The organism is Actinoplanes sp. NPDC048988 (assembly GCF_043197815.1).
Lineage (GTDB): Bacteria > Actinomycetota > Actinomycetes > Mycobacteriales > Micromonosporaceae > Actinoplanes.
Window position 1 is genome coordinate 270638 of the sequence record NZ_JBICTW010000001.1, and the last position, 18393, is coordinate 289030.

Annotated in this window: 22 protein-coding genes; 3 read left to right on the forward strand and 19 right to left on the reverse strand. The window is 70.2% G+C overall.

What is annotated here, in order from left to right:
* The first annotated feature begins 1 nt into the window (after position 1).
* Positions 2-241 (forward strand): hypothetical protein, encoded by a 240-nt coding sequence (locus ACGFJ7_RS01325; protein WP_097318633.1) that lies wholly within the window; start codon positions 2-4, stop codon positions 239-241.
* 96 nt (positions 242-337) lie between these two features.
* Here the strand turns inward: ACGFJ7_RS01325 and ACGFJ7_RS01330 are convergent, their stop codons facing one another.
* The 5 genes from ACGFJ7_RS01330 to ACGFJ7_RS01350 all read right to left on the reverse strand — a co-directional run bounded on the left by ACGFJ7_RS01330 (position 338) and on the right by ACGFJ7_RS01350 (position 3785).
* Positions 338-598, reverse strand: a complete 261-nt coding sequence (locus ACGFJ7_RS01330) for a helix-turn-helix transcriptional regulator (protein ID WP_392640129.1) — start codon at positions 596-598, stop codon at positions 338-340.
* Positions 598-1089, reverse strand: a complete 492-nt coding sequence (locus ACGFJ7_RS01335) for a hypothetical protein (protein ID WP_360241556.1) — start codon at positions 1087-1089, stop codon at positions 598-600. Before ACGFJ7_RS01335 ends, ACGFJ7_RS01330 begins: the two co-directional genes overlap by 1 nt.
* A gap of 48 nt (positions 1090-1137) precedes the next feature.
* Positions 1138-2868 (reverse strand): DEAD/DEAH box helicase, encoded by a 1731-nt coding sequence (locus tag ACGFJ7_RS01340; protein ID WP_360241559.1) that lies wholly within the window; start codon positions 2866-2868, stop codon positions 1138-1140.
* Positions 2869-2961: 93 nt separating this feature from the next.
* Positions 2962-3558, reverse strand: coding sequence for a trimeric intracellular cation channel family protein (locus ACGFJ7_RS01345; protein ID WP_392640132.1), 597 nt, complete (start codon positions 3556-3558; stop codon positions 2962-2964).
* An 8-nt stretch (positions 3559-3566) separates the two neighbouring features.
* On the reverse strand, positions 3567-3785 hold the full coding sequence (locus ACGFJ7_RS01350) for a DUF3039 domain-containing protein (RefSeq protein WP_097318628.1): 219 nt from the start codon (positions 3783-3785) through the stop codon (positions 3567-3569).
* 129 nt (positions 3786-3914) lie between these two features.
* Here ACGFJ7_RS01350 and ACGFJ7_RS01355 point away from each other — a divergent pair, with 129 nt between their 5' ends.
* Positions 3915-4859 carry a pseudouridine-5'-phosphate glycosidase gene (locus tag ACGFJ7_RS01355; RefSeq protein ID WP_360241566.1) on the forward strand — a complete coding sequence of 315 codons (945 nt, stop codon included), beginning with the start codon at positions 3915-3917 and terminating at the stop codon, positions 4857-4859.
* 5 nt (positions 4860-4864) lie between these two features.
* Positions 4865-5746 (forward strand): carbohydrate kinase family protein, encoded by an 882-nt coding sequence (locus tag ACGFJ7_RS01360; RefSeq protein ID WP_392641264.1) that lies wholly within the window; start codon positions 4865-4867, stop codon positions 5744-5746.
* Here ACGFJ7_RS01360 and ACGFJ7_RS01365 read toward each other — a convergent pair.
* The 14 genes from ACGFJ7_RS01365 to ACGFJ7_RS01430 all read right to left on the reverse strand — a co-directional run bounded on the left by ACGFJ7_RS01365 (position 5728) and on the right by ACGFJ7_RS01430 (position 18234).
* On the reverse strand, positions 5728-6114 hold the full coding sequence (locus tag ACGFJ7_RS01365; protein WP_360241572.1) for a DUF3099 domain-containing protein: 387 nt from the start codon (positions 6112-6114) through the stop codon (positions 5728-5730). The genes ACGFJ7_RS01360 and ACGFJ7_RS01365 overlap by 19 nt on opposite strands.
* A 64-nt stretch (positions 6115-6178) precedes the next feature.
* Positions 6179-6706 carry a GAF domain-containing protein gene (locus ACGFJ7_RS01370; protein WP_360241575.1) on the reverse strand — a complete coding sequence of 176 codons (528 nt, stop codon included), beginning with the start codon at positions 6704-6706 and terminating at the stop codon, positions 6179-6181.
* Positions 6703-6966: a hypothetical protein gene (locus ACGFJ7_RS01375; protein WP_392640136.1), complete on the reverse strand. Its 264-nt coding sequence runs from the start codon at positions 6964-6966 to the stop codon at positions 6703-6705. The genes ACGFJ7_RS01370 and ACGFJ7_RS01375 overlap by 4 nt, the downstream gene beginning before the upstream one ends.
* An 8-nt stretch (positions 6967-6974) precedes the next feature.
* Positions 6975-7964 carry a methyl-accepting chemotaxis protein gene (locus ACGFJ7_RS01380; RefSeq protein ID WP_392640138.1) on the reverse strand — a complete coding sequence of 330 codons (990 nt, stop codon included), beginning with the start codon at positions 7962-7964 and terminating at the stop codon, positions 6975-6977.
* Between the two features lie 80 nt (positions 7965-8044).
* Complete coding sequence (locus ACGFJ7_RS01385) at positions 8045-8416, reverse strand: response regulator (RefSeq protein WP_360241584.1); 372 nt, start codon at positions 8414-8416, stop codon at positions 8045-8047.
* Positions 8413-8688, reverse strand: coding sequence for a hypothetical protein (locus ACGFJ7_RS01390; RefSeq protein ID WP_360241587.1), 276 nt, complete (start codon positions 8686-8688; stop codon positions 8413-8415). The genes ACGFJ7_RS01385 and ACGFJ7_RS01390 overlap by 4 nt, the downstream gene beginning before the upstream one ends.
* A complete protein-coding gene (locus tag ACGFJ7_RS01395; protein ID WP_360241590.1) occupies positions 8669-11014 on the reverse strand; it encodes a chemotaxis protein CheA in 2346 nt (781 codons plus the stop codon). Before ACGFJ7_RS01395 ends, ACGFJ7_RS01390 begins: the two co-directional genes overlap by 20 nt.
* Positions 11011-11403, reverse strand: a complete 393-nt coding sequence (locus ACGFJ7_RS01400; RefSeq protein ID WP_360241593.1) for a response regulator — start codon at positions 11401-11403, stop codon at positions 11011-11013. The genes ACGFJ7_RS01395 and ACGFJ7_RS01400 overlap by 4 nt, the downstream gene beginning before the upstream one ends.
* A complete protein-coding gene (locus ACGFJ7_RS01405) occupies positions 11400-12275 on the reverse strand; it encodes a protein-glutamate O-methyltransferase CheR (protein WP_360241596.1) in 876 nt (291 codons plus the stop codon). Before ACGFJ7_RS01405 ends, ACGFJ7_RS01400 begins: the two co-directional genes overlap by 4 nt.
* Positions 12272-12871, reverse strand: coding sequence for a HEAT repeat domain-containing protein (locus ACGFJ7_RS01410; RefSeq protein ID WP_360241599.1), 600 nt, complete (start codon positions 12869-12871; stop codon positions 12272-12274). The genes ACGFJ7_RS01405 and ACGFJ7_RS01410 overlap by 4 nt, the downstream gene beginning before the upstream one ends.
* 24 nt (positions 12872-12895) lie before the next feature.
* Positions 12896-13945, reverse strand: coding sequence for a chemotaxis-specific protein-glutamate methyltransferase CheB (gene cheB, locus ACGFJ7_RS01415; RefSeq protein ID WP_360241602.1), 1050 nt, complete (start codon positions 13943-13945; stop codon positions 12896-12898).
* 13 nt (positions 13946-13958) lie between these two features.
* Positions 13959-15536: a chemotaxis protein CheW gene (locus tag ACGFJ7_RS01420; RefSeq protein ID WP_360241605.1), complete on the reverse strand. Its 1578-nt coding sequence runs from the start codon at positions 15534-15536 to the stop codon at positions 13959-13961.
* 15 nt (positions 15537-15551) lie between these two features.
* A complete protein-coding gene (locus ACGFJ7_RS01425) occupies positions 15552-17501 on the reverse strand; it encodes a methyl-accepting chemotaxis protein (RefSeq protein ID WP_360241608.1) in 1950 nt (649 codons plus the stop codon).
* A 163-nt stretch (positions 17502-17664) separates the two neighbouring features.
* The gene (locus ACGFJ7_RS01430; RefSeq protein WP_360241611.1) at positions 17665-18234 is read right to left on the reverse strand and encodes an HhH-GPD-type base excision DNA repair protein; all 570 of its coding nucleotides are present in this window, start codon (positions 18232-18234) and stop codon (positions 17665-17667) included.
* Between the last annotated feature and the right edge of the window lie 159 nt (positions 18235-18393).

Sequence of the window (18393 nt, forward strand, 5' to 3'; positions counted from 1 at the left end):
GATGACCCCGACTCTCACGCCGCCGGCGGATAGTTTGGCCGGCACCGCAGCCGATGAACGGTGCGACCGCTGCAATGCAGCCGGAAAGCTCCGTTTGACCCTGGCTGGTGGCGGTGAGCTGGTGTTCTGCGGACACCACGCCAACCGGTACGCCGAAGACCTGGTGAAGATCGCAGTGCAGTACGCGGCCGATCCGGAGTTCACGTGGCGCGGCGCCGACATGATGTCTAACTCCAACTAAAAGAGCCGATCCCCCCGAACGACTCTAAAAAGGGGCGCCCACGGTGTGGGGCGCCCCTTTTCATGCTCGCCCTCAGAGCCCGCTGGCGCCTCGGCGTCAGGCCGGGGTGGGGACAGGCACCTCCTCGCCCCACAGGCGCTCCACGGACGTGTTGAGCGCCTTGGCGACCTTCAAAGCGAGGTACACCGAGGGGGCGTAGTCCCCCGTCTCCATCGCAATGATGGTCTGCCGGCTCACCTGGACGGCCACGGAGAGCCCCTGCTGGGTCAGGCCGGCCTCTTTGCGGGCGGCCCTGATGCGCGTGCCCGCCGCGCCGCCCTCCTCCGGCGCGCGCACCGGACCGGATGGCGGCGCCATCAGTCGTCGTCCCCCGCCAGAGCCAGAGCCGCCTCACGGCGCCGCCGGCGGCGGGTCTCGAGGAGCTGGGCCACCGCAGTCGCCACCGCGCCGAAGGCCCCACCGAACACCGCGCCACGCCACATGGCCCCCTCAGGGTCATAGACGTAGAGCGAGCCGATCAGGAACACCGCGGCCGGGGCGCCGTTCACGACCGTCAGGAACACCCGCTTGGCGCTCCAGGAGCGGGGGGTGGTGTCAACCCGGCGGTGGCGCACATAAAGCGTGCTGAGCATCATCGGGACGTAAAGCAGGACCATCACGACCGCGAGCGGCAGGACGGCCGGCTTGCCCAGCGGCCAGACCATGATGGCCGCGGCCCACGGGATCGCCAGCCACTGCAGCGAGGCGGCCGTGGCTATGCCCTCATACCACCGGTAGCGCTCACGCTCGTCGCCGTAGAGATCGCCGTCGAGATCAAGATTCCAGTGCACGACTCTGTCGAGAAGCATGCGTCCATTCTCGTGTTAAGTCCTCTTGACGTCAAGAGGACTTAACACTCAGAGGGTCTGGATCGTGGCGATGCGCTCCTCGAGCTGTTCGATCGTGGCCTGGGCGCTGGGCGGGCCGCCGCACAGGCGGCGGAGCTCGGCGTGAATCTTGCCGTGCGGGAGGTTGGTGCGGTGGTGGTGGGCGGCGACCAGGGTGTTCAGCTGGCGGCGGAGGCTGTTGCGGCGCTCGCCGGCCGTCATCGCCGGTGGGGCCTCGCGCTGGGCCGGTACCGGTTCTGCCGCCTTCTGCTTTTCGACGCGCTGGCGGGCCGCCATCTGTTCCGACTGCCGCTTGTTCAGCAGCATCGACACCTCGTCGGGGGTCAGCAAGCCGGGCAGGCCCAGGTAGTCCGCCTCTTCCGCCGTGCCCGTCTGTGCGCCCATGCCGAACGACGCGCCGTCGTAGATGACCTGGTCCAGTTCGGCCGTGGCGCCCAGCGCCTCGAACTGCTTCTCCAGCTCGCCTTCCGCGTTCTCCTCGCGCTGGGCCCGCTCGAGCAGGTCGTCGTCGAGGCCGTCCTTCTCCTTGCGGGCGCCCAGGATGTGGTCGCGCTGCGCTTCCATCTCGCTGGCCAGGCCGAGCAGGTGGGGCACGCTCGGCAGGAACACCGTCGCCGTCTCGCCGGGGCGGCGGGCCCGCACGAAGCGGCCGATGGCCTGCGCGAAGTAGAGCGGCGTGGACGCGCTCGTCGCGTAGACCCCCACCGCCAGGCGGGGGATGTCGACGCCCTCGGACACCATCCGGACCGCGACCATCCAGCGCTGCTCCGACGCCGCGAACGTCGCGATGCGGCCGGAGGCTCCCTCGTCGTCGGAGAGGACCACCGTGGCCTGCTCGCCGCTGATCTCGCCGATGAGTTTTGCGTACGCCCGGGCGGTCTGCTGGTCGCTGGCGATGATCAGGCCGCCGGCGTCGGCCATGCCGTGTTCGCGCAGTTTGGTGAGGCGGGCGTCGGCCGCGCGCAGCACCTGGGGCATCCAGTCGCCGCGGTGGTCGAGGGCCGTACGCCAGGCCTGGGCGATCAGGTCTTTGGTCATCGGCTCGCCGAGGCGGGCCGCCAGCTCGTCGCCCGCGTTGGTGCGCCAGCGGGTCTCTCCCGAGTACGCCATGAACAGCACCGGGCGCACGACCCGGTCCTTGAGCGCGTCGGCGTAGCCGTAGACGGAGTCGGCCCGGGACCGCTGGAGCCCGTCGTCGCCGCGCTCGTACTGGACGAACGGGATCGGGTTCTCGTCGGAGCGGAACGGCGTCCCGGTGAGCATCAGACGGCGTACGGCCGGCTCGAAAGCGGCTTTGACGCCGTCGCCCCAGCTGCGGGAGTCACCGGCGTGGTGGATCTCGTCGAGGATGACCAGGGTCTGCCGGGTCATGGTGCGCCGGCGGTGGACGGCCGGGGCCATGCCGACCTGGGCGTAGGTGAGGACCGCGCCGTGGAAGTCGGCCGAGGAGTGGATCTCGGAGTTGCGGAACTGGTGGTCGAGCTGGATGCCGACCCGAGCCGCGGCCGACGCCCACTGGGCCTTCAGGTGTTCGGTCGGGCAGACCACGGTGACCGCCTCGACCGTGCCGTCGGCCAGCAGTTCGGCGGCGATCCGCAGGGCGAACGTGGTCTTTCCGGCGCCCGGCGTGGCCACCGCCATGAAGTCGTCGCTGCGGCGACGCAGGTACGTCACCAGGGCCTTGCGCTGCCAGTCACGCAGGTCAGGGAAGGTTTCCAGTTTCGGCAGTGGCGGGCTCAAAGCTCGAACGGTCCCCTCGTAACAACAACGAACCCCCGGTCGTGAGAGCCGGAGGCGGCAACCAGCATAGCCGCGGACGGCACCCGGTGGCGGTTACGGCGCAGCGACCGGAGCCGACCAGCGGCGGTACAGCGCGACGAGCCGGACACCAGTGATGAACAGGGCGGTCGCGGCCAGCGCCCAGACGGAATCCAGGGAAAGCCCGCGGAGGATCGTGACAATAATCGCGCCGGCCAGGGCCACCACGGCATAGATGTCCCGCCGCAGGACGACCGGGACCTCACCCATCAGCATGTCGCGGGCGAGTCCGCCGCCGATGGCGGTGAGCATGCCGATCAGGCAGGAGCCGACGGCCGGCACGCCGGCGTCGAGCGCCTTCAGCGTGCCGGTCACGGTGAACAGGCCGAGTCCGGCCGCGTCCAGCACGAGGACGGGCCGGCGCAGCTTGGACAGCTGCGGGTGGAACCAGAACACGGCGAGGGAGGTGACCACCGCGGTCACCGCGTACCGCCAGTCGGCGAACGCCAGCGGCGGTACCGCGCCGATGACCAGATCGCGCACGATGCCGCCACCCAGCGCGGCGATGAAGCCGACGAATGCGACACCGAACAGGTCGAGCCGCTTGATCACCCCGGCCGACGCGCCGGACGCCGCGAAGACCGCGACGCCGATCAGGTCGGCGCCGAGCATGCCCTTGTTCAGCGAGTCATCGCTTCGTAGATCTCCTTGCACTGGGGGCACACCGGCGAGCCGGGCTTCGGCGACTTGGTCACCGGGAACTTCTCGCCGCACAGCGCCACCACGAACGTGCCCATCACGGCACTCTCGGCGATCTTCTCTTTACGGACGTAATGGAACATCTCCGGCCCGGTGTCGGCGTCCTTGGTCTCCGGACGCTCCAGGATCTGAGTGCTCACGTGAAATCTGCCCTTCGGTTGTGTCGCCGCCGGTCCCCCCGGCCTCGGCGGCGAGAACAAAGCTCCAACCCGCAAGTGTGACAGCTACCTCGGGGCCGGTCCAATGATCAAAGCCGTACGGTAGGTGGCGTGACTGACTTCGCGATTCGATACGGCGAGCACGTGACCCGTGCCCGCCGGGACGGCCGGCCGGTGGTCGCGCTGGAGAGCACCATCATCTCGCACGGACTGCCGCACCCGGACAACCTCCGTGTGGCCCGCGAGATCGAGCAGACCGTGCGTGACCAGGGCGCCGTACCCGCCACCATCGGCATGATCGGCGGCGAGCTGATCGTCGGCCTGGACGACGCCCAGATCGAGCACCTGGCGCTGGCCCAGGGCGTGGCCAAGCTGTCGGTACGCGACCTGGCCGTGGCCGCCGCGACCCGGGCCGACGGCGCCACCACGGTCGCCGCGACCAGCGCGGTCGCCGCCGCCGCGGGCATCGGCGTGTTCGCCACGGGCGGGCTCGGCGGCGTGCACCGCGAGGCGAACGTCACGTTCGACGAGTCGGCCGACCTGACCACCCTGTCGCAGACCCCGATCGTCGTGGTCTGCGCCGGCGTGAAGTCGATCCTCGACGTGGGCGCCACGCTGGAGCGCCTGGAGACCCTCGGCGTCGCGGTGGCCGGATACCGGACCAAGCGGTTCCCGGGCTTCTTCATCACCGACGGCGGCTTCGACATCGACTGGCAGCTCGACTCCCCCGAGCAGGTCGCCGACGTCATCCGGGCCCGGTCCGACCAGGGCGTCGGGGCCGGCGCGCTGATTCTGGCCAACCCGCTGCCGACCGACGAGCAGCTGGACACCGAGCTGCACGACCGCACCCTGGCCGAGGGCCTGGAGCTGCTGGCCCGCGACCACATCACCGGCAAGGCGGTCACCCCGTTCCTGCTGGGGCATTTCCACGAGAGCACCGAGGGCCAGAGCCTGGCCGTCAACGTGCGGATCATCCTGCGCAACGCCGAGCTGGCCGCCAAGATCGCCGTTGCGACCGCCGCGACGCCGGCGCCGCTGGGATTCACCGCGGCGTGAGCGGCATCGTCGTCGTCGGTGATCTCGTCACCGATGTGCTGGTGGCTCATGCCGGGCCGATCGAGCCCGGCTCCGACACCGACGCGGCGATCACCGTCGGCGGTGGCGGTCAGGCCGCCAACACGGCGGCCTGGCTGGCCCACGCCGGGCACGAGGTGACCCTGGTCGCGGCGGTCGGTGACGATCTCGCCGGGCGCGAGCGGGTGGCCGAGCTGACGGCGGCCGGGGTGCGGTGCGCGGTGCGGGCCCACCCGGGCGCGGTCACCGGCAGTGTCGTGGTGCTGGCCGGCCCGCACGAGCGGACGATGATCACCGATCGGGGCGCCGCGCTGCTGCTCGACCCGGACGACGTGCGAGCCGCCCTGGTGGGCGCCTCCCACCTGCATCTTTCGGGCTATCCGCTGCTGCACGACGGGTCACGGCCGGCCGGTCTGGCCGCCCTGGAGGCGGCCGCCGGCATGACGACGAGCGTCGACGCGGCCTCGGCGGCGCCGTTGCGCTCGGTGGGTGCTTCCGCTTTTCTGGCTTGGGTACGCGACGTCGACGTGCTGCTCTGCAACGCGGACGAGGCGGACGTGCTGGCCGGGCCCGGCCCGGCGGCCGAGCAGGCGCGGCGGCTGACCGCGCACGCGCGGCACGCGGTCGTGAAGCGGGGCGGCGCCGGGGCCACCTGGGCGTCCCGGGACGGTCAGGTGTGGTCGGTGACGCCCCGGCGCGTACGCCACATGAAAGATCCGACCGGAGCCGGGGACGCCTTCGCCGCCGGTCTGCTCGCGGCCTGGTGTTCCGGCGCGGCGCCGGAGGCGTCGCTGACGGCCGGCGCCGAGCTGGGGGCCGAGGCCGTGGGCCAGATCGGGGCTCGTCCCCGTCAGCCTTTCTCCCCCTGACGGGTCTCGCCCGGAGCCCAGTCGGTGGGCTCGAGGTCGATGGTCAGATATTCGACGTCCTCGGTGGTGTGCCGGGGCAGGGTCGCCTGCTGTTTCTCGGCCAGGGCGGAGGCGGCCCGCTCGGCCTTGGTCTTGGCCGGGCGGTCGTTGGCGATGAGCACGGCCGCCCAGGGCAGGAAGACCATGCCGGCCGCGCACAGGACCAGCCAGAGGCCGAGCAGGGGCGGGCGGATGCTGACCAGGATCGCACCGACGATCAGGCACAGTGCCCGGACGGTCATCATGCTGACGTAACGGACTTGGCGGCTGCGGTACTGCTCGTCGGGGCTGGGAGCGGCGTCGGTGATCAGAACCGGCTGTTTCTTCACGATGGGGTCTCCGATCGACCCCCCATCATGGCACCGATCGCCGCCCGCCGCCCAGGGACTCCGGTCAAGAACCGGTGCCGACCTCCGATTCAAGACGGTCGATAACCTCGACCGCCAGTCGCTCCATCGTCGCGATCGATTCCGCCGGAAAATCGCGCGGGGCCAGGTCCACCGCGCACAGTCCGCCCATGACGTGTCCCCGGTGCGAGATCAACGGCACGCCGATGTACGACCGTGCGCCCTCGACAGTCACCAGCGGGTTGTCCCGCCACATCGGGTCGGTCGCCAGGTCGCGCACGAAACGGGGCCGGCGGTCGGTCAGGAACGGACGGCAGAACGCCCATTCGATCGGGGTGCCGCCGGCCTGGGCGATCCAGGCCGGCACCGGCCCGTGCGCGGCCAGGAACACCTGAGCGCCGTCCAGGAGCACGTCGATCAGGGCGAACGGCGCGCCGACGCGGTCGGCGAGCTGGTCGACGATCTCCTGGAGGTAGGTACGCGGCTGCTCGCGGTCGAGGCCGAGGTGAGCCACGTCGAGGAGACGATCGACCGTGGGTATCGCGACGCGCGGCCGCTCTTCGAGAAGCATCATGGCTGTCCTCCTGCCGGTGATAGTGCGTCGTAGGTGATGGCACGGACCTTCAGCGACCGGCCGGCCACCCGCACCAGATCGCCCGTGACCATCATGTGTTCGGCCACCCGGCGCAGGTCGGCGATCGACTCGACCGGGCGGTGCAGGCCGAGCGCGCGGACCGAGAGGTCCCACATCCCGGTCGCGGTCTGGGTTCCGACGAGCTCAGCCAGGGCCCGCAGAGCGTCGGCCTCGGTCGGCCGCTCGGTGTTCGGCGCCATAATCCGTCCTAGAAGAGTTCGATCAACGGGGTGTCGTCCGCGGCCGCAGCGACGCCGGCCTTGTCACCGTGCGTAACACGTTGCCGGGCCATGACGTGCCGGTTTCGCAGATCCTCGGCCGAGATCGTCCGCTCGATCAGCGCGTCGGCCGGCACGCCGCCCTCGGCGTACCCGATGGTGTCCTCGACCTGGCGTTTGACCTGGCTCACGGCATCGGCGACGTGTTCCAGCATCTGCCGGCTGATGTCCTGGAACTGGACGTGCCCGACGGCGCCGGTGGTCTCGGAGATGAGGGCGTCCGAGCTCTGCTGCACCTGGTGGGCGGCGTCCACGGTGTCGTGCAGGATGCCCGACACCATCTCCGACATCTCCCGCTGGGCGTCGGCGATGCCGCTGAGGCGCCGGGTCATCGCCGTGTCGTCGGCCCCCAGGTCAGTCGGGACGTTCTCGTCGAAGTTGCTGTCGTCGGTGAGCACCGCGTCGAGCCGGGCCGTGAGGTCGGCGATCATCGTGCCGATCCCGTTGGCCGCCTGGGACGACCGGGTGGCCAGCTTGCGTACCTCGTCCGCCACGACCGAGAAGCCCTCGCCGGCGTCGCCGGCCCGGACCGCCTCGATCATGGCGTTCAGGGCCAGGATGTTCGTCGCCCGGCTGACCTCCTCGATCTGGGTCACGTGCTTCTTGAGGCCGCGCATCTCGTCGACCAGGGCCCGCACCTGCTCGTCCCGATAGAGGAAGTAGCGGATCAGCCGGTCGACGAGCTGCTCGTTGGACGAACTCGCCTGCAGCAGCTGGTCCTCGGTGCGGCCCAGGGTGCCAGCCAGCCGGGACACGTCGCCCGACATCACCTCGGCCAGCGAGTCGATCTTCAGCATCTGCGTGACGATCGCCTCCGCGGCCTCACCGGTCTGCTCGATCACGTCGTTCAGATGAGCGTCGACGATCTCGCAGAACTCGGGGACGGGCCGCAGCGATCCGGCAATGACATCAGCCCGCACGCTCGGTCCTTCCGGCGTGGACGGCACCGCCTGACGGCGGAGTAGGCCGGCCATCGAAACCTCCAGGGAAAGGGCTCAACTCACGCGCCCGGGACGACCTGCTTGATCACACCGAGGAGCTGCTCGGGGGCGACCGGCTTGACCAGCCAGCCGGTGGCGCCCGCGGACTTCGCCTCGTTGCGCTTGGTCTGCTCGGACTCCGTGGTCAGCATGAGCATCGGGGTGAAACGCATGCCCGGGGCCTTGCGGGCCTCCCGGACGAAGGTGATCCCGTCCATCTGCGGCATGTTGACGTCGCTGATGATCAGGTTGGGCTTTACGCCCTTGGCCAGCTTGTCGAGCGCCTCCTTGCCGTGACCGGCGGTCTCGACGGAGTACCCGGCCTTGGTCAGGATGGACTTCAGGCTCATGAGCATGGTGGCGGAGTCGTCGACGAGCATCACTGTGGTCATGGAGGTTCACTTTCTGGTCGGCTGGTTGCGCCACCGCTCCCCGCGAGCAGTGGCAGCACCTGCTCCGCCAGGAAGGCGTTCGCTGGTGCCGAGCTAATCTTCGGTTGGAAAAGCAGCAGAGCCTGGAGCGCGCCGGTGTGCAGATGGTTGCAACGGCGCAGGTTGACCTTCGCCTTCGGGGTGGCGCGCAGCCAGGCCACCAGCGGCTCCACCTCGTCGACGGTCACCACGTCGCTCAGGGTCGCGGTCGTCTCATTGAGCTCGAGCGGCAAGACCCAGCACCTCCTTCATGTTCAGCACCAACAGCACCAGCCCGTCGCCGAGCAGCGCCGTGCCGGAGAACTCGTCCGCGTACGCGAGCAGGCCCTCCATCGGCTTGAGGATCACGTCGACCTCGCGATGGAACTGTTCGACCAGCAGGCCGACCCGCTGACCCTGCAGGCTGACGATGAGGATGCGCCGATCGGCGGTCTCGTCCGGCGTCCACGGCATCTGCAAGGCCCGGGCCAGGTCGATCACCGGGACCACCTCGCCCCGCAGCACGACCACGTCCTGGTGCAGCACCCGGCCGATCTCGCCGCCGGGCACCCGGACCGTCTCGACCACCAGGTCGACCGGGATGCCGAACCGCTGCCCGGCCACGCTGACCACCATCACCTGGGTGACCGCCATCGACAGCGGCAGCCGCAGCCGGGTCACGCTGCCCGTGCCGAACTCCGACTTCATCGTGACGGTGCCGCCGAGCTTCTCCACGCTGGCCCGTACGGCGTCCATGCCGACTCCCCGTCCGGAGAGATCCGAAACCTGGTCGGCGGTGGAGAATCCGGCGCGGAAGACCAGCTCGACGGCCTCCGCGTCACCCATGGACTCGAGCTCTTCCTCTGAGATCAGGCCCTTCTCGTACGCCTTGCGCTTGACCTTCATGGGATTGATGCCACGCCCGTCGTCGGCGATCTCCACGACCACCGCGTCGCCGTCGGCGACCGCGCTCAGAGTGATCCGCGCCTGCGCCGGCTTGCCGGCCGCGGTCCGCTCGTCGGGCAGCTCGATGCCGTGATCGAGGCTGTTGCGCACGAGGTGCACGAGGGGGTCGCCCAGGGCCTCGATGACGTCCTTGTCGGCCATCGTGTCCTCGCCCTCCATGACCAGCTCGATGTTCTTGCCGAGCCGGCGGCTGAGGTCGCGGACGAGCCGGGGGAAGCGGGAGAAGGCGACCGACAGCGGCAGCATCCGGATGTCCATCACCGAGGCCTGGAGCTCCTCGGCGATCCGGTGCAGACCGGAGTACTGGTCCTTGATGCGGCGGCCGAGCACCCGGCTGCCGAACTCCTCCTCGGCCGAGTCGGCCAGGAAGGTCAGGCCGTTCTTGGCCACGTTGAGCTCACCGACCAGCTCCATCAGGTGGTCGACCTTCTCCTGATCGACCTTGAGGATCTTGGTACCGACCTGGCCGCCGGGGTCGTCGGCGCGGCCGCGGTCGATCCGCTCCTCCGGCACCGGCCGCTCGATCGGCGCGGGCGGAGGTGGCGGCGGTGGGGTCGACCCGAGCAGCCGGTTGACCGTCTCGGTGAGCTGTTCGGCGTTCAGGTCGGCCAGCTCGGTGATCTCGCCCAGGGCGGCCGCGGCGGCGGAGACCGAGTGGGCGATCGAGGCCAGCCGGGCTCCGCCGATACCCTCGGTCCGCAACGAGCTCTGGGCCGCCGTCAGCAGCGCGTACGCGTCGTGGACCAGCGCCGGGTCCTGCGCCTCGGCGGCGGCCGGTTCCGCCTCGGCCGTCGAGGCCGGCGCCGGTTCGGCCACCTCACCGTTGAGGAACCGGCGCAGCGCGTCCCCGTCGAGCTCGACCACCTCGACCTGATCGGGCACATAGCGGAACAGATAGTCGAGCTCGCCGTGCGCGGCCCGGGCGGCCAGTACGAAGCCGATCAGGCAGGTGTACTCGTCGTAGCCCTCCGGCGTGGGCCACTCGTCCGGCGGCACCACGGCCATCTTGGCCAGGGCGGGCACCTGGCTGATCAGGTGCACCGGGTCCTCGGCGCGGAAGAAGCAGCCCTCGTCGGGTGCGTAGCGGGCGAAGCGCAAGGTCGAGGCCGTGGTGGCCAGCCAGGTCGCGGTCTCGTCCAGCCACTCGGTGTCGAAGTGCCGTAGCCACTCCGGCGGCGGGGCGATCACGTGGACCACCGGCGCCTTCTCGGCCACCGGGGTGGTGGCGTCGCCGCCGAGCGGGCCGCGCAGCTTGGTGATCAGGACCGCCGCGTCGGCGCCGGCGCTGGCGGGCAGCCGCTCGTGCTGGGTGACGTGGGCCAGCCAGCCGCGGATCAGGTCGAACGCGGCCAGCAGGTCGTCGGTCATGCCCGAGTCGAGGTTGAGCCGGCCGCCGCGTACGGCGTCGAGAAGGTCTTCGGCCGCGTGCGTGAGCCGGGTCAGCTCGGGGAAGTCGAACAGACCGGACGAGCCCTTGAACGTGTGGGCGGCCCGGAACACCTCGTTGACCAGCTCCGGGTCGCCCGGGTCACGCTCGAGCTGCAGCAGGCCCTCGTCGACCTGGGTCAGCAGGTCGGCCGCCTCGGCCAGGAACTGGGCGAGCAGCGGGTTCATGCCGCAATGCCCGATCCGGCGGTGAGCATCCGGGCCACCCGGACCAGACGCTCGGCGGAGACCGGCTTGACCATGTACAGGTTCGCGCCCGCCGCGTAGGCCCGGTCCGCGTCGCCGGGCCGGTCCTCGGTGCTGATCATCAGGACCGGCGCGGGCGTTCCGACCGTTTCCGAGCGCAGCGTCTCGACGCAGGAGTACCCGTCCATCTTCGGCATGTTGACGTCGACCACGAACAGGTCGTACGCGGTGGTGAGGGCCGACTCGACCGCCTCCAGGCCGTTCGCGGCCTCCTCGACGTGGAAGCCGGCCTCGGACAGCAGGCTGGTGTGATACAGCCGCACCGTGGCGGCGTCGTCGACGACCAGCACCTTCACTGGGGTCTCTGTCATCGGTTGGCTCCGGTCGGTCGTTGGTAGACGATGCCCTCCGGCAGGCGGGTCGGCGTGAAGATCGGCGAGATGCGGCTCATCGACTCCGAGTGGCCGAGGAACAGGTAACCGCCGGGCCGCATGGCGCCGTACAGGTTCTCGGCCGCCCGCCGGCTGGACAGCTCGTCGAAATAGATCAGCACGTTGCGGCAGAAGACCACGTCGAAATCGCGGAACGCCCGCATCGTGTTCGTGTCGCACACGTTGACCTGATGCAGCGTGACGGCGCCCCGGATGCCCTCGTCGAGCTGGAACCGGCCCCCGCCGACCGGGCTGAAGTACTTGTCCCGCCACTTCTTCGGCACGCGCTGCAGCGACCGCTCGCCGTAGCTGGCGTGCCCCGCCTTCGACAGCACATCGCTGTCGATGTCGGCCCCGTGAATCTCCACGTCGATCCGGTCGATCGGGGGCCACTCCTCCAGCAGCCGCAGGGCGATCGAGTACGGCTCCTCGCCGGTCGAGCAGGGCAGGGAGAGAATCTTGACCGGCCCGACGATCCGGTTCACGCCACCCCGCGCCTCGAGCACCGCCGGCAGCACCGTCCGGAGCATGGAGTCGAACTGGTAGTCCTCGCGCAGGAAGTACGTCTCGTTGACGGTGAGCTGGTTGATCAGCTCCTGGAGCAGGTCGGACCGGTCACTCAGGCGCAGAGCGGCGAACCAGGACGTGAACGTGTCGAACTTCGAGCCCCGGATGCAGGCGTCGATGCGCTTGTCCACGAAGTAGCGCTTGGCCGAGGTGAACTGGATGCCGGTGCGCTTGTAGAAGTACTCGCGGAACTTTTCGAACTCCGCGTCGCTGAGCCCGGCTCCGGCCGTGGCCGCACTCGTCATCGCAAGGCCGCCTCGACCGTGAACCGCAGGAACGGGTCCCCCGGGAACCGGTCCACGGCGGCACGAAGCAGGTCGTGGTGCTCCGGGCCGAGCGACGGAAGCAGGGCGTCGATGGCCGCGGTGACCACGTTCGGGTGCTCGTCCTCGGCGATCATCTGGGCCAGCCACGTCTGTGAGCCGGGATGCGGCAGGTCGGCGAGGACCATCGCGGTCATCACCCGCACGTCGTGGTCGGGGTCGGCGAGCAGGCGCGGGACGATCGCCGGCACCGCGACCGGCATGGTGGCCAGCGCCTCGGCCGCAGCGGTGCGCAGACCGGCGTCGTCGGTGGCCAGATGGACGGCGAGCCCCTCAGCCACGGCCGCCGTGTCGTGCGCAGCCAGGGTGGTGAGCATCGCGTCGCGCACCGCCGGCTCGTCCTCGCCGGCAACCCGGCTGAGCAGCGCGGGCACGGCCTCGTCGACACCACCGAGCCCGAGCGCCGCTTCCCGGCGGCAGTCCGGGTCCGGGTCGTCGAGCTGGCTCATCAGGGTGTCGATGGACGGCGGCGCGGCCGTCTCCTCGGGCGGTGGCGCGTTGCGGCGGACGAGTCCCACGGTGTTTCCCCCTCTGTTCGTCTCTCAGCGGACCCAGTCGGCGAGACGCTCCGCGATCTCGTATGACGGCAGGGTGACGGTGGCGCCGCCCCGCCGGTGCAACTCGCCCGGCATGCCCCAGACCACGGCCGTCTCCTCGGACTCGGCGATCGTGCGGCCGCCACCGGCCCGCACCGCGCCCATTTCGGCCGCGCCGTCGTCGCCCATGCCGGTCAGCAGGGTGCACACCAGGCGCTCGTCCGGCACGTGCCGCCGGGCCGAGTTGACCAGCCGGTCGACGCTGGGGTGCCAGCGGTACTCGGCGCCGGCCGGCACGCTCTTGACGATCAGGCCGTCCGTGCGCCGGGCGACGACCACGTCGTTGCTGCCCTTGCCGAGGTAGATGTTGCCGCGCTGCACGTTCATGATCCGGTCGACCTCGTGCACGCGCAGGGCGCACAATTCGTCCAGCCGCCGCGCGAGGGTGGCGGTGAACGACGCCGGGATGTGCTGGGCCACGATCACCGGCGCGCCCAGCGTGGCCGGCAACTCCGGCAGCAGCTCGGCGAGCAGGTTGGGGCCCCCGGTCGAGGATCCGATCAGCACCAGGTCGACCTCGCCGGCCTTGCCCGGCCGGGACGGAGCGGTACGGGCCGGCGCGGCCTTCATCCGCTCGCGGAGGCCCCGGGCCCGGCTGATCCGCGCCGACGACGCCGCGTGGACCTTGCTGACGATCTCGGCCGCGACCTCGTCGATGTTCAGCGACACCGTGCCGCCCGGCTTGGCCACGTAGTCGACCGCGCCCAGCTCGAGCGCCTCGAAAGTGATCAAAGCGTTCTTCTCGGTCAGCGACGACACCATGACGACCGGGGTGGGGCGCTCCGCCATGATCTTGGCGAGGCAGGTCAGGCCGTCCATCTCCGGCATGTTGATGTCGAGCGTGACGACGTCCGGGTGTAGCCGGGACAGCTGCTCCAGGGCGTCGACGCCGTTGCGGGCGGTGTGGACCTCGAAGCCGCCCTCCTCGAGGATGGCCTTGATGGCCCGGCGCATCAGAGCCGAGTCGTCGACGACGAGAACGGATGTGGTTGCCACGTGGACGCTCCCGTCAGACGGAGACAAGGTCGTCGCAGGGAACAGCGACCTCGTCCAGCGCGACCTCCTCCAGCGCCGCGGCCTGCTCGGCCGCGAGCAGCTGGTCGACCTGCACCAACAGCAGCATCCGCTTCTGATCGGGCAGGTTGGCCACCCGCGACACCAGCCGGGCCTGCTCGGCCGAGAGCTGCGGGGCCGGCTCCAGCACCTGCCGGCCGACCCGGGCCACCTCGGCCACCGAGTCGACGATGAAGCCGGTACGCACCCCGCCGATGATCAGCACGACGATGCGCTGCCGCTCGTCGCGCTCGCCGCGGGGCAGGCCGAGCCGGGTTCGCAGGTCGACCACCGGCAGCACCGTGCCTCGCAGGTTGACCAGGCCCTCGACGAAGTCGAACGACTTCGGTACCCGGATCAGCGCCGCCGGCACCCGGATGATCTCCTGAACGGTGTCGACATCGACGGCGTACTCCTCGTCGTCCAGCCGGAACACGACGAACAGTTCCTCGTCGCCCCTACCGTCGTCGGCCATGCCCTGCTCCTCGCCCATCTGCGATGCGTCCTCAGGCCCCTGGTGCTCGGCGATCTCGCTGCGTACCTCCGGGGAGTCGAACATCCGGTTGACACTCAGGACCGAGACCAGGCGCTTGCCGTCCTCGAGCCGGCACACCGACTCCACCTCGCTCTTGCGGCCGTCGCCGGCCATGAACCCCGGCAGCGGGGCCACCAGCTCGTGCGGGACACGGAGAACCTCCCGCACGGTGTCCATGACGACGCCGACCACGCCGCCGTCGATCGAGACGACGACGATCCGGTTCTGCGGCTCCAGCGGCGTGACCGGCAGCCCGAACACGCGCCGCATGCTCACCACCGGCAGCAGCCGGCCCCGCAGGTCGATCACGCCGAGGACGCGGCTCCCCGCGTTCGGCACGTGGCTGACCGACTCGGGAGCCTGCACGATCTCCTGCACCTGATCGATCGGCAGGGCGTACTCCTGGCCCTGCACGGCGAAGCTGACCAGCTCGAGCGTGTCGTCCCGCTCGGCGTCGCCCTCGTCGTCGCGCTCGTTCATCGGCCGGGCCGCGGCCGCCTTGTCGGTGCTCGGCACCCGGTCCCCGAGCCGATCGAACTGGCTGCCCACCAGACGGTCCACGTCGAGGATCGTCGTCATGTCGCCGTCGTCCGCCTTGATCACGCCGACCAGCACGTCGGAGCGGACGGTCGACTGCACCGACTCCGCCGATTCCATCGCGGCCGGGTCGATGCTGATCACACTGGCCACCCGGTCGACCACGAAGCCCAGCGGCACGCCGCCGTCGACCACGATCACCCGGGTGGTCTCGTCGTGGGCCGCTTGCTCCATCTCGCAGCAGTGGCGCAGGCTCACCACCGGCAGCACCCGGCCGCGCAGGTTGGCCAGCCCCTCGAGCGAGGGCGGGCCGAGCGGCACCTTCACCACGGCCGGCATCCGGATGATCTCCTGGACCCGGCTCATCGGGATGGCGTACCGCTCCCCGGCCATGTCGAAGGTGACGTATCCGTTGTCGTCGTCGATGGTGTCCTCGGCGGCCGTCAGATCCTCGTCGCTCATCAGTGCGTCCCTTGTCTAGGAGCCGACGTTCTGCAACTCGTCGGCCAGGGCGGCGATCTCCTCGACCGCGGCGGCCAGTTCCTCGGCGCCCTGCGCCTGCTCGCGGGCCGCGGTCGACGCCTGCGCGGCCAACTGCTCGGCCTCGCTGGCCGCCGTGGAGATCTGCTCGAGACCGGTCTTCACCTCGCCGAGCACGTCGGCGATCTGTTGAGCCGACTCCTTGACCTCGGCGTTGCCGGCGCGGACCTGCTGCATGTCGCGCTCGATCTCCTCGAGCCGCGCCGTGGTGGCCTTGGCCGCCTCAGCCTCGGCCAGCGCCTGCCGGCTGGTCTCCTCGAGGTCGCTGCGAACCTCGACGATCCGGTCCTGCACCGCCTTGACCAGGTCCTTGATCCGGTCCGCGTTGTCGGCGGAGTCCCGGGCCAGATTGCGGATGTCGGTGGAGACCACCGCGAAACCCTTGCCGAACTCGCCGGCCCGGGCCGACTCGACCGAGCCGTTGACCGCCAGCATGTTGGTCTGGATCGACACGTTCGCGATGGCATCCACGATCTTGTCGATCCGGCGGGAGATCTGCTCGAGCTCACTCACCCGGCGGACGTTCTCCATACCGTCGCGGGCCGCCTTGCCGATCGCCTCGATCATCGAGTCGACCGACGTCTTGTTCTCGGCGAGCGAGGACAGGATGACGTCGGAACGCTCCACGGCTGTGCCGCCGCGGGTCGCGGAGAGCTGGGCGCCCTGCTCGATCTGGTTGACCGCCTCGGCGGTCTGCTGGCCCTTCTCGGCCGCCGTGCGCGCACCCACGTTGATCTGGTTGATCGCCGTATTGATCTGCGTAGCGGCCCGGTTGATCTCCTCGACCGCGGCCGACAACTCCTCGGCCGCCGCCGCGACCTCCTCGGCGCTCTTGCTGACGTCGGTGCTGTTGCGCAAGCCGTCGGAGATCTCCGACAGCTCCTCCGCGGCCTGCTCACTCTGCCGCAGCGCCTGGGTCTGCTGACCGACCGTCTGCAGAGACTCCTCACACGCGGCGGACTGCTGTTCAGCCGCCGCCGCGATCTGCTCGGAAAGACTCTTGGCGTTCCCCGCGGAGCGCCGCGACTGCTGGGCCGCGGTCGCCATCTCGGTCGCGCCGGCCATGATCGTGCCCATGTCGGCCCGGATGCTCTCCAGCTGCGAGGTGATGGTCTTGCCCTTCTCCACCTCACCCCTGGACGTGTCGGCCGACTGCTGCACCCCGGACGCGATCGCGGTGACACCCTCGCGGACCTCGTCGATGAGATCGCGGATCTGCCGGGCGCTGCGCTCACTGGTCTCGGCCAGGGTGCGGACCTCATCGGCCACCACCGCGAAGCCCTTGCCGTGCTGGCGGGCCCGCGCCGCCTCGATCGCGGCGTTCAGGGCCAGCAGGTTCGTCTGATCGGCGATGTGGGCGACCGTCTTGACGATCTCGCCGATCTCGTCGGCCTGCTTCTCCAGCTCGGTGATCGTCACGACCGAGGTGCTCTGCCGGGTGGCCGCGCCGTCCACGTTCGCCAGCAGGCCGTTGATGCCCGTCCGGGTCTCGTTGAGCAGGTTCTGCAGCGCCTGACTGAGCTGAGCGACCTGCTGGGTGGTCTGCTCCTGGCGGGTGACCCGCTCCTCGACCTGGTTCATCGCGGCCAGGCTCTGCTGAGTCGCGCCCGACGCCTCCTCGGCACCGGCCGAGATCTGCTGCATCGACTCGGTGAGCTGCCGCGAGGCCTCCGCGGCCTCGGCGTTCTGGGCGGAGATCTCGGCGGTGGCGGCGGCGATCCGCTCGGCCGCCTGCTGCTGCTTGGCCACCGAGCGGGCCTGACGCCGGTTCGGGTCAGCGTCCCCGCCGCGGGCGGGTGGTCTGGTCGAAGCCGGCGTTGAGACCGGCCGGGCGGCCCGGGCCTGATCGGTCGCCCGCCCGTTGGCGGAGCTCGTCGTCAAGGGCATGGGGGTGATCTCCCCTCTCTCTTTCAACTGCCGTGCGCAAACGCGTCATGGACAACCGGAGTCGGGGAAAACCGCTGGAAGCGGAACTTTCCTCACCTCCGGAAATCCTGGCACCGGACGGTCGATGAGGGAGGAGAAATGGACGTACTTCGACGCATCACTCTCAGTTGACCTTGGCGGCCGCCTTCATTTCCTTCTTGTACGCCCGGACCCGGCCGAGCGACTCGGCGTCGACGATGTCGGCCACGGACTTGAAGGAGCCCTCGGCGCCGTACGCGGCGGCAGCCTCACGCCAGCCGGCGGGCTGCACGCCGTACTGCTTGCCGAGCAGCGCGACGAAGATCTGCGACTTCTGCTTACCGAACCCGGGCAGCGAGGCGATCCGCTCAAGCAGCTCGGTGCCGTTCTCGACACCGGCCCACAGGTTAGCGGCCTCGCCGTCGTACCTCTCGACCAGAGCTCGGCAGACCTCCTGCACCCGCAAGGCCATCGCCTTGGGGAAGCGGTGCAGCGCCGGCGGCTCGGCGAAGATCGCGATGAGCGCCTCGGGGTCGTAGCCGGCGAGCTCCTCGGCCGTGTACGCGTGCCCGAGCCGCTGCGCCAGCACCCAGGGCGAGGTGAACGCCTTCTCCAGCGGAATCTGCTGATCAAGCGTCATGCCGATGAGCAGGGCCAGCGGATCGGTGGAGAGCAGTTCGTTGGCCGCGGCGTCGATCGGCAGCGAAATCGTCATGGCGCTCATCTTCTCAGGAACGCGACCGCGCGGGTCGGGTCCCGCCCCGCCCGCGGTCGAGCCGGCTCGGCGGCGTACCGCGGCCGGAAGCGCGACCGCCCGGGGAGCGTGAGGGCTCTCCGGGCGGTGATTCTTGCTGTGGTCGCTGGCGTAAGCCTT

What these genes read in the sequence shown, in the direction of transcription:
- ACGFJ7_RS01325 (WP_097318633.1), top strand. Translation starts at nt 2, where the DNA reads ATGACCCCGACTCTCACGCCGCCGGCGGATAGTTTGGCCGGCACCGCA.
- ACGFJ7_RS01330 (WP_392640129.1), bottom strand. Translation starts at nt 598, where the DNA reads ATGGCGCCGCCATCCGGTCCGGTGCGCGCGCCGGAGGAGGGCGGCGCG.
- ACGFJ7_RS01335 (WP_360241556.1), bottom strand. Translation starts at nt 1,089, where the DNA reads ATGCTTCTCGACAGAGTCGTGCACTGGAATCTTGATCTCGACGGCGAT.
- ACGFJ7_RS01345 (WP_392640132.1), bottom strand. Translation starts at nt 3,558, where the DNA reads ATGCTCGGCGCCGACCTGATCGGCGTCGCGGTCTTCGCGGCGTCCGGC.
- ACGFJ7_RS01370 (WP_360241575.1), bottom strand. Translation starts at nt 6,706, where the DNA reads ATGATGCTTCTCGAAGAGCGGCCGCGCGTCGCGATACCCACGGTCGAT.
- ACGFJ7_RS01375 (WP_392640136.1), bottom strand. Translation starts at nt 6,966, where the DNA reads ATGGCGCCGAACACCGAGCGGCCGACCGAGGCCGACGCTCTGCGGGCC.
- ACGFJ7_RS01385 (WP_360241584.1), bottom strand. Translation starts at nt 8,416, where the DNA reads ATGACCACAGTGATGCTCGTCGACGACTCCGCCACCATGCTCATGAGC.
- ACGFJ7_RS01395 (WP_360241590.1), bottom strand. Translation starts at nt 11,014, where the DNA reads ATGAACCCGCTGCTCGCCCAGTTCCTGGCCGAGGCGGCCGACCTGCTG.
- ACGFJ7_RS01400 (WP_360241593.1), bottom strand. Translation starts at nt 11,403, where the DNA reads ATGACAGAGACCCCAGTGAAGGTGCTGGTCGTCGACGACGCCGCCACG.
- ACGFJ7_RS01405 (WP_360241596.1), bottom strand. Translation starts at nt 12,275, where the DNA reads ATGACGAGTGCGGCCACGGCCGGAGCCGGGCTCAGCGACGCGGAGTTC.
- ACGFJ7_RS01420 (WP_360241605.1), bottom strand. Translation starts at nt 15,536, where the DNA reads ATGAGCGACGAGGATCTGACGGCCGCCGAGGACACCATCGACGACGAC.
- ACGFJ7_RS01425 (WP_360241608.1), bottom strand. Translation starts at nt 17,501, where the DNA reads ATGCCCTTGACGACGAGCTCCGCCAACGGGCGGGCGACCGATCAGGCC.
- ACGFJ7_RS01430 (WP_360241611.1), bottom strand. Translation starts at nt 18,234, where the DNA reads ATGACGATTTCGCTGCCGATCGACGCCGCGGCCAACGAACTGCTCTCC.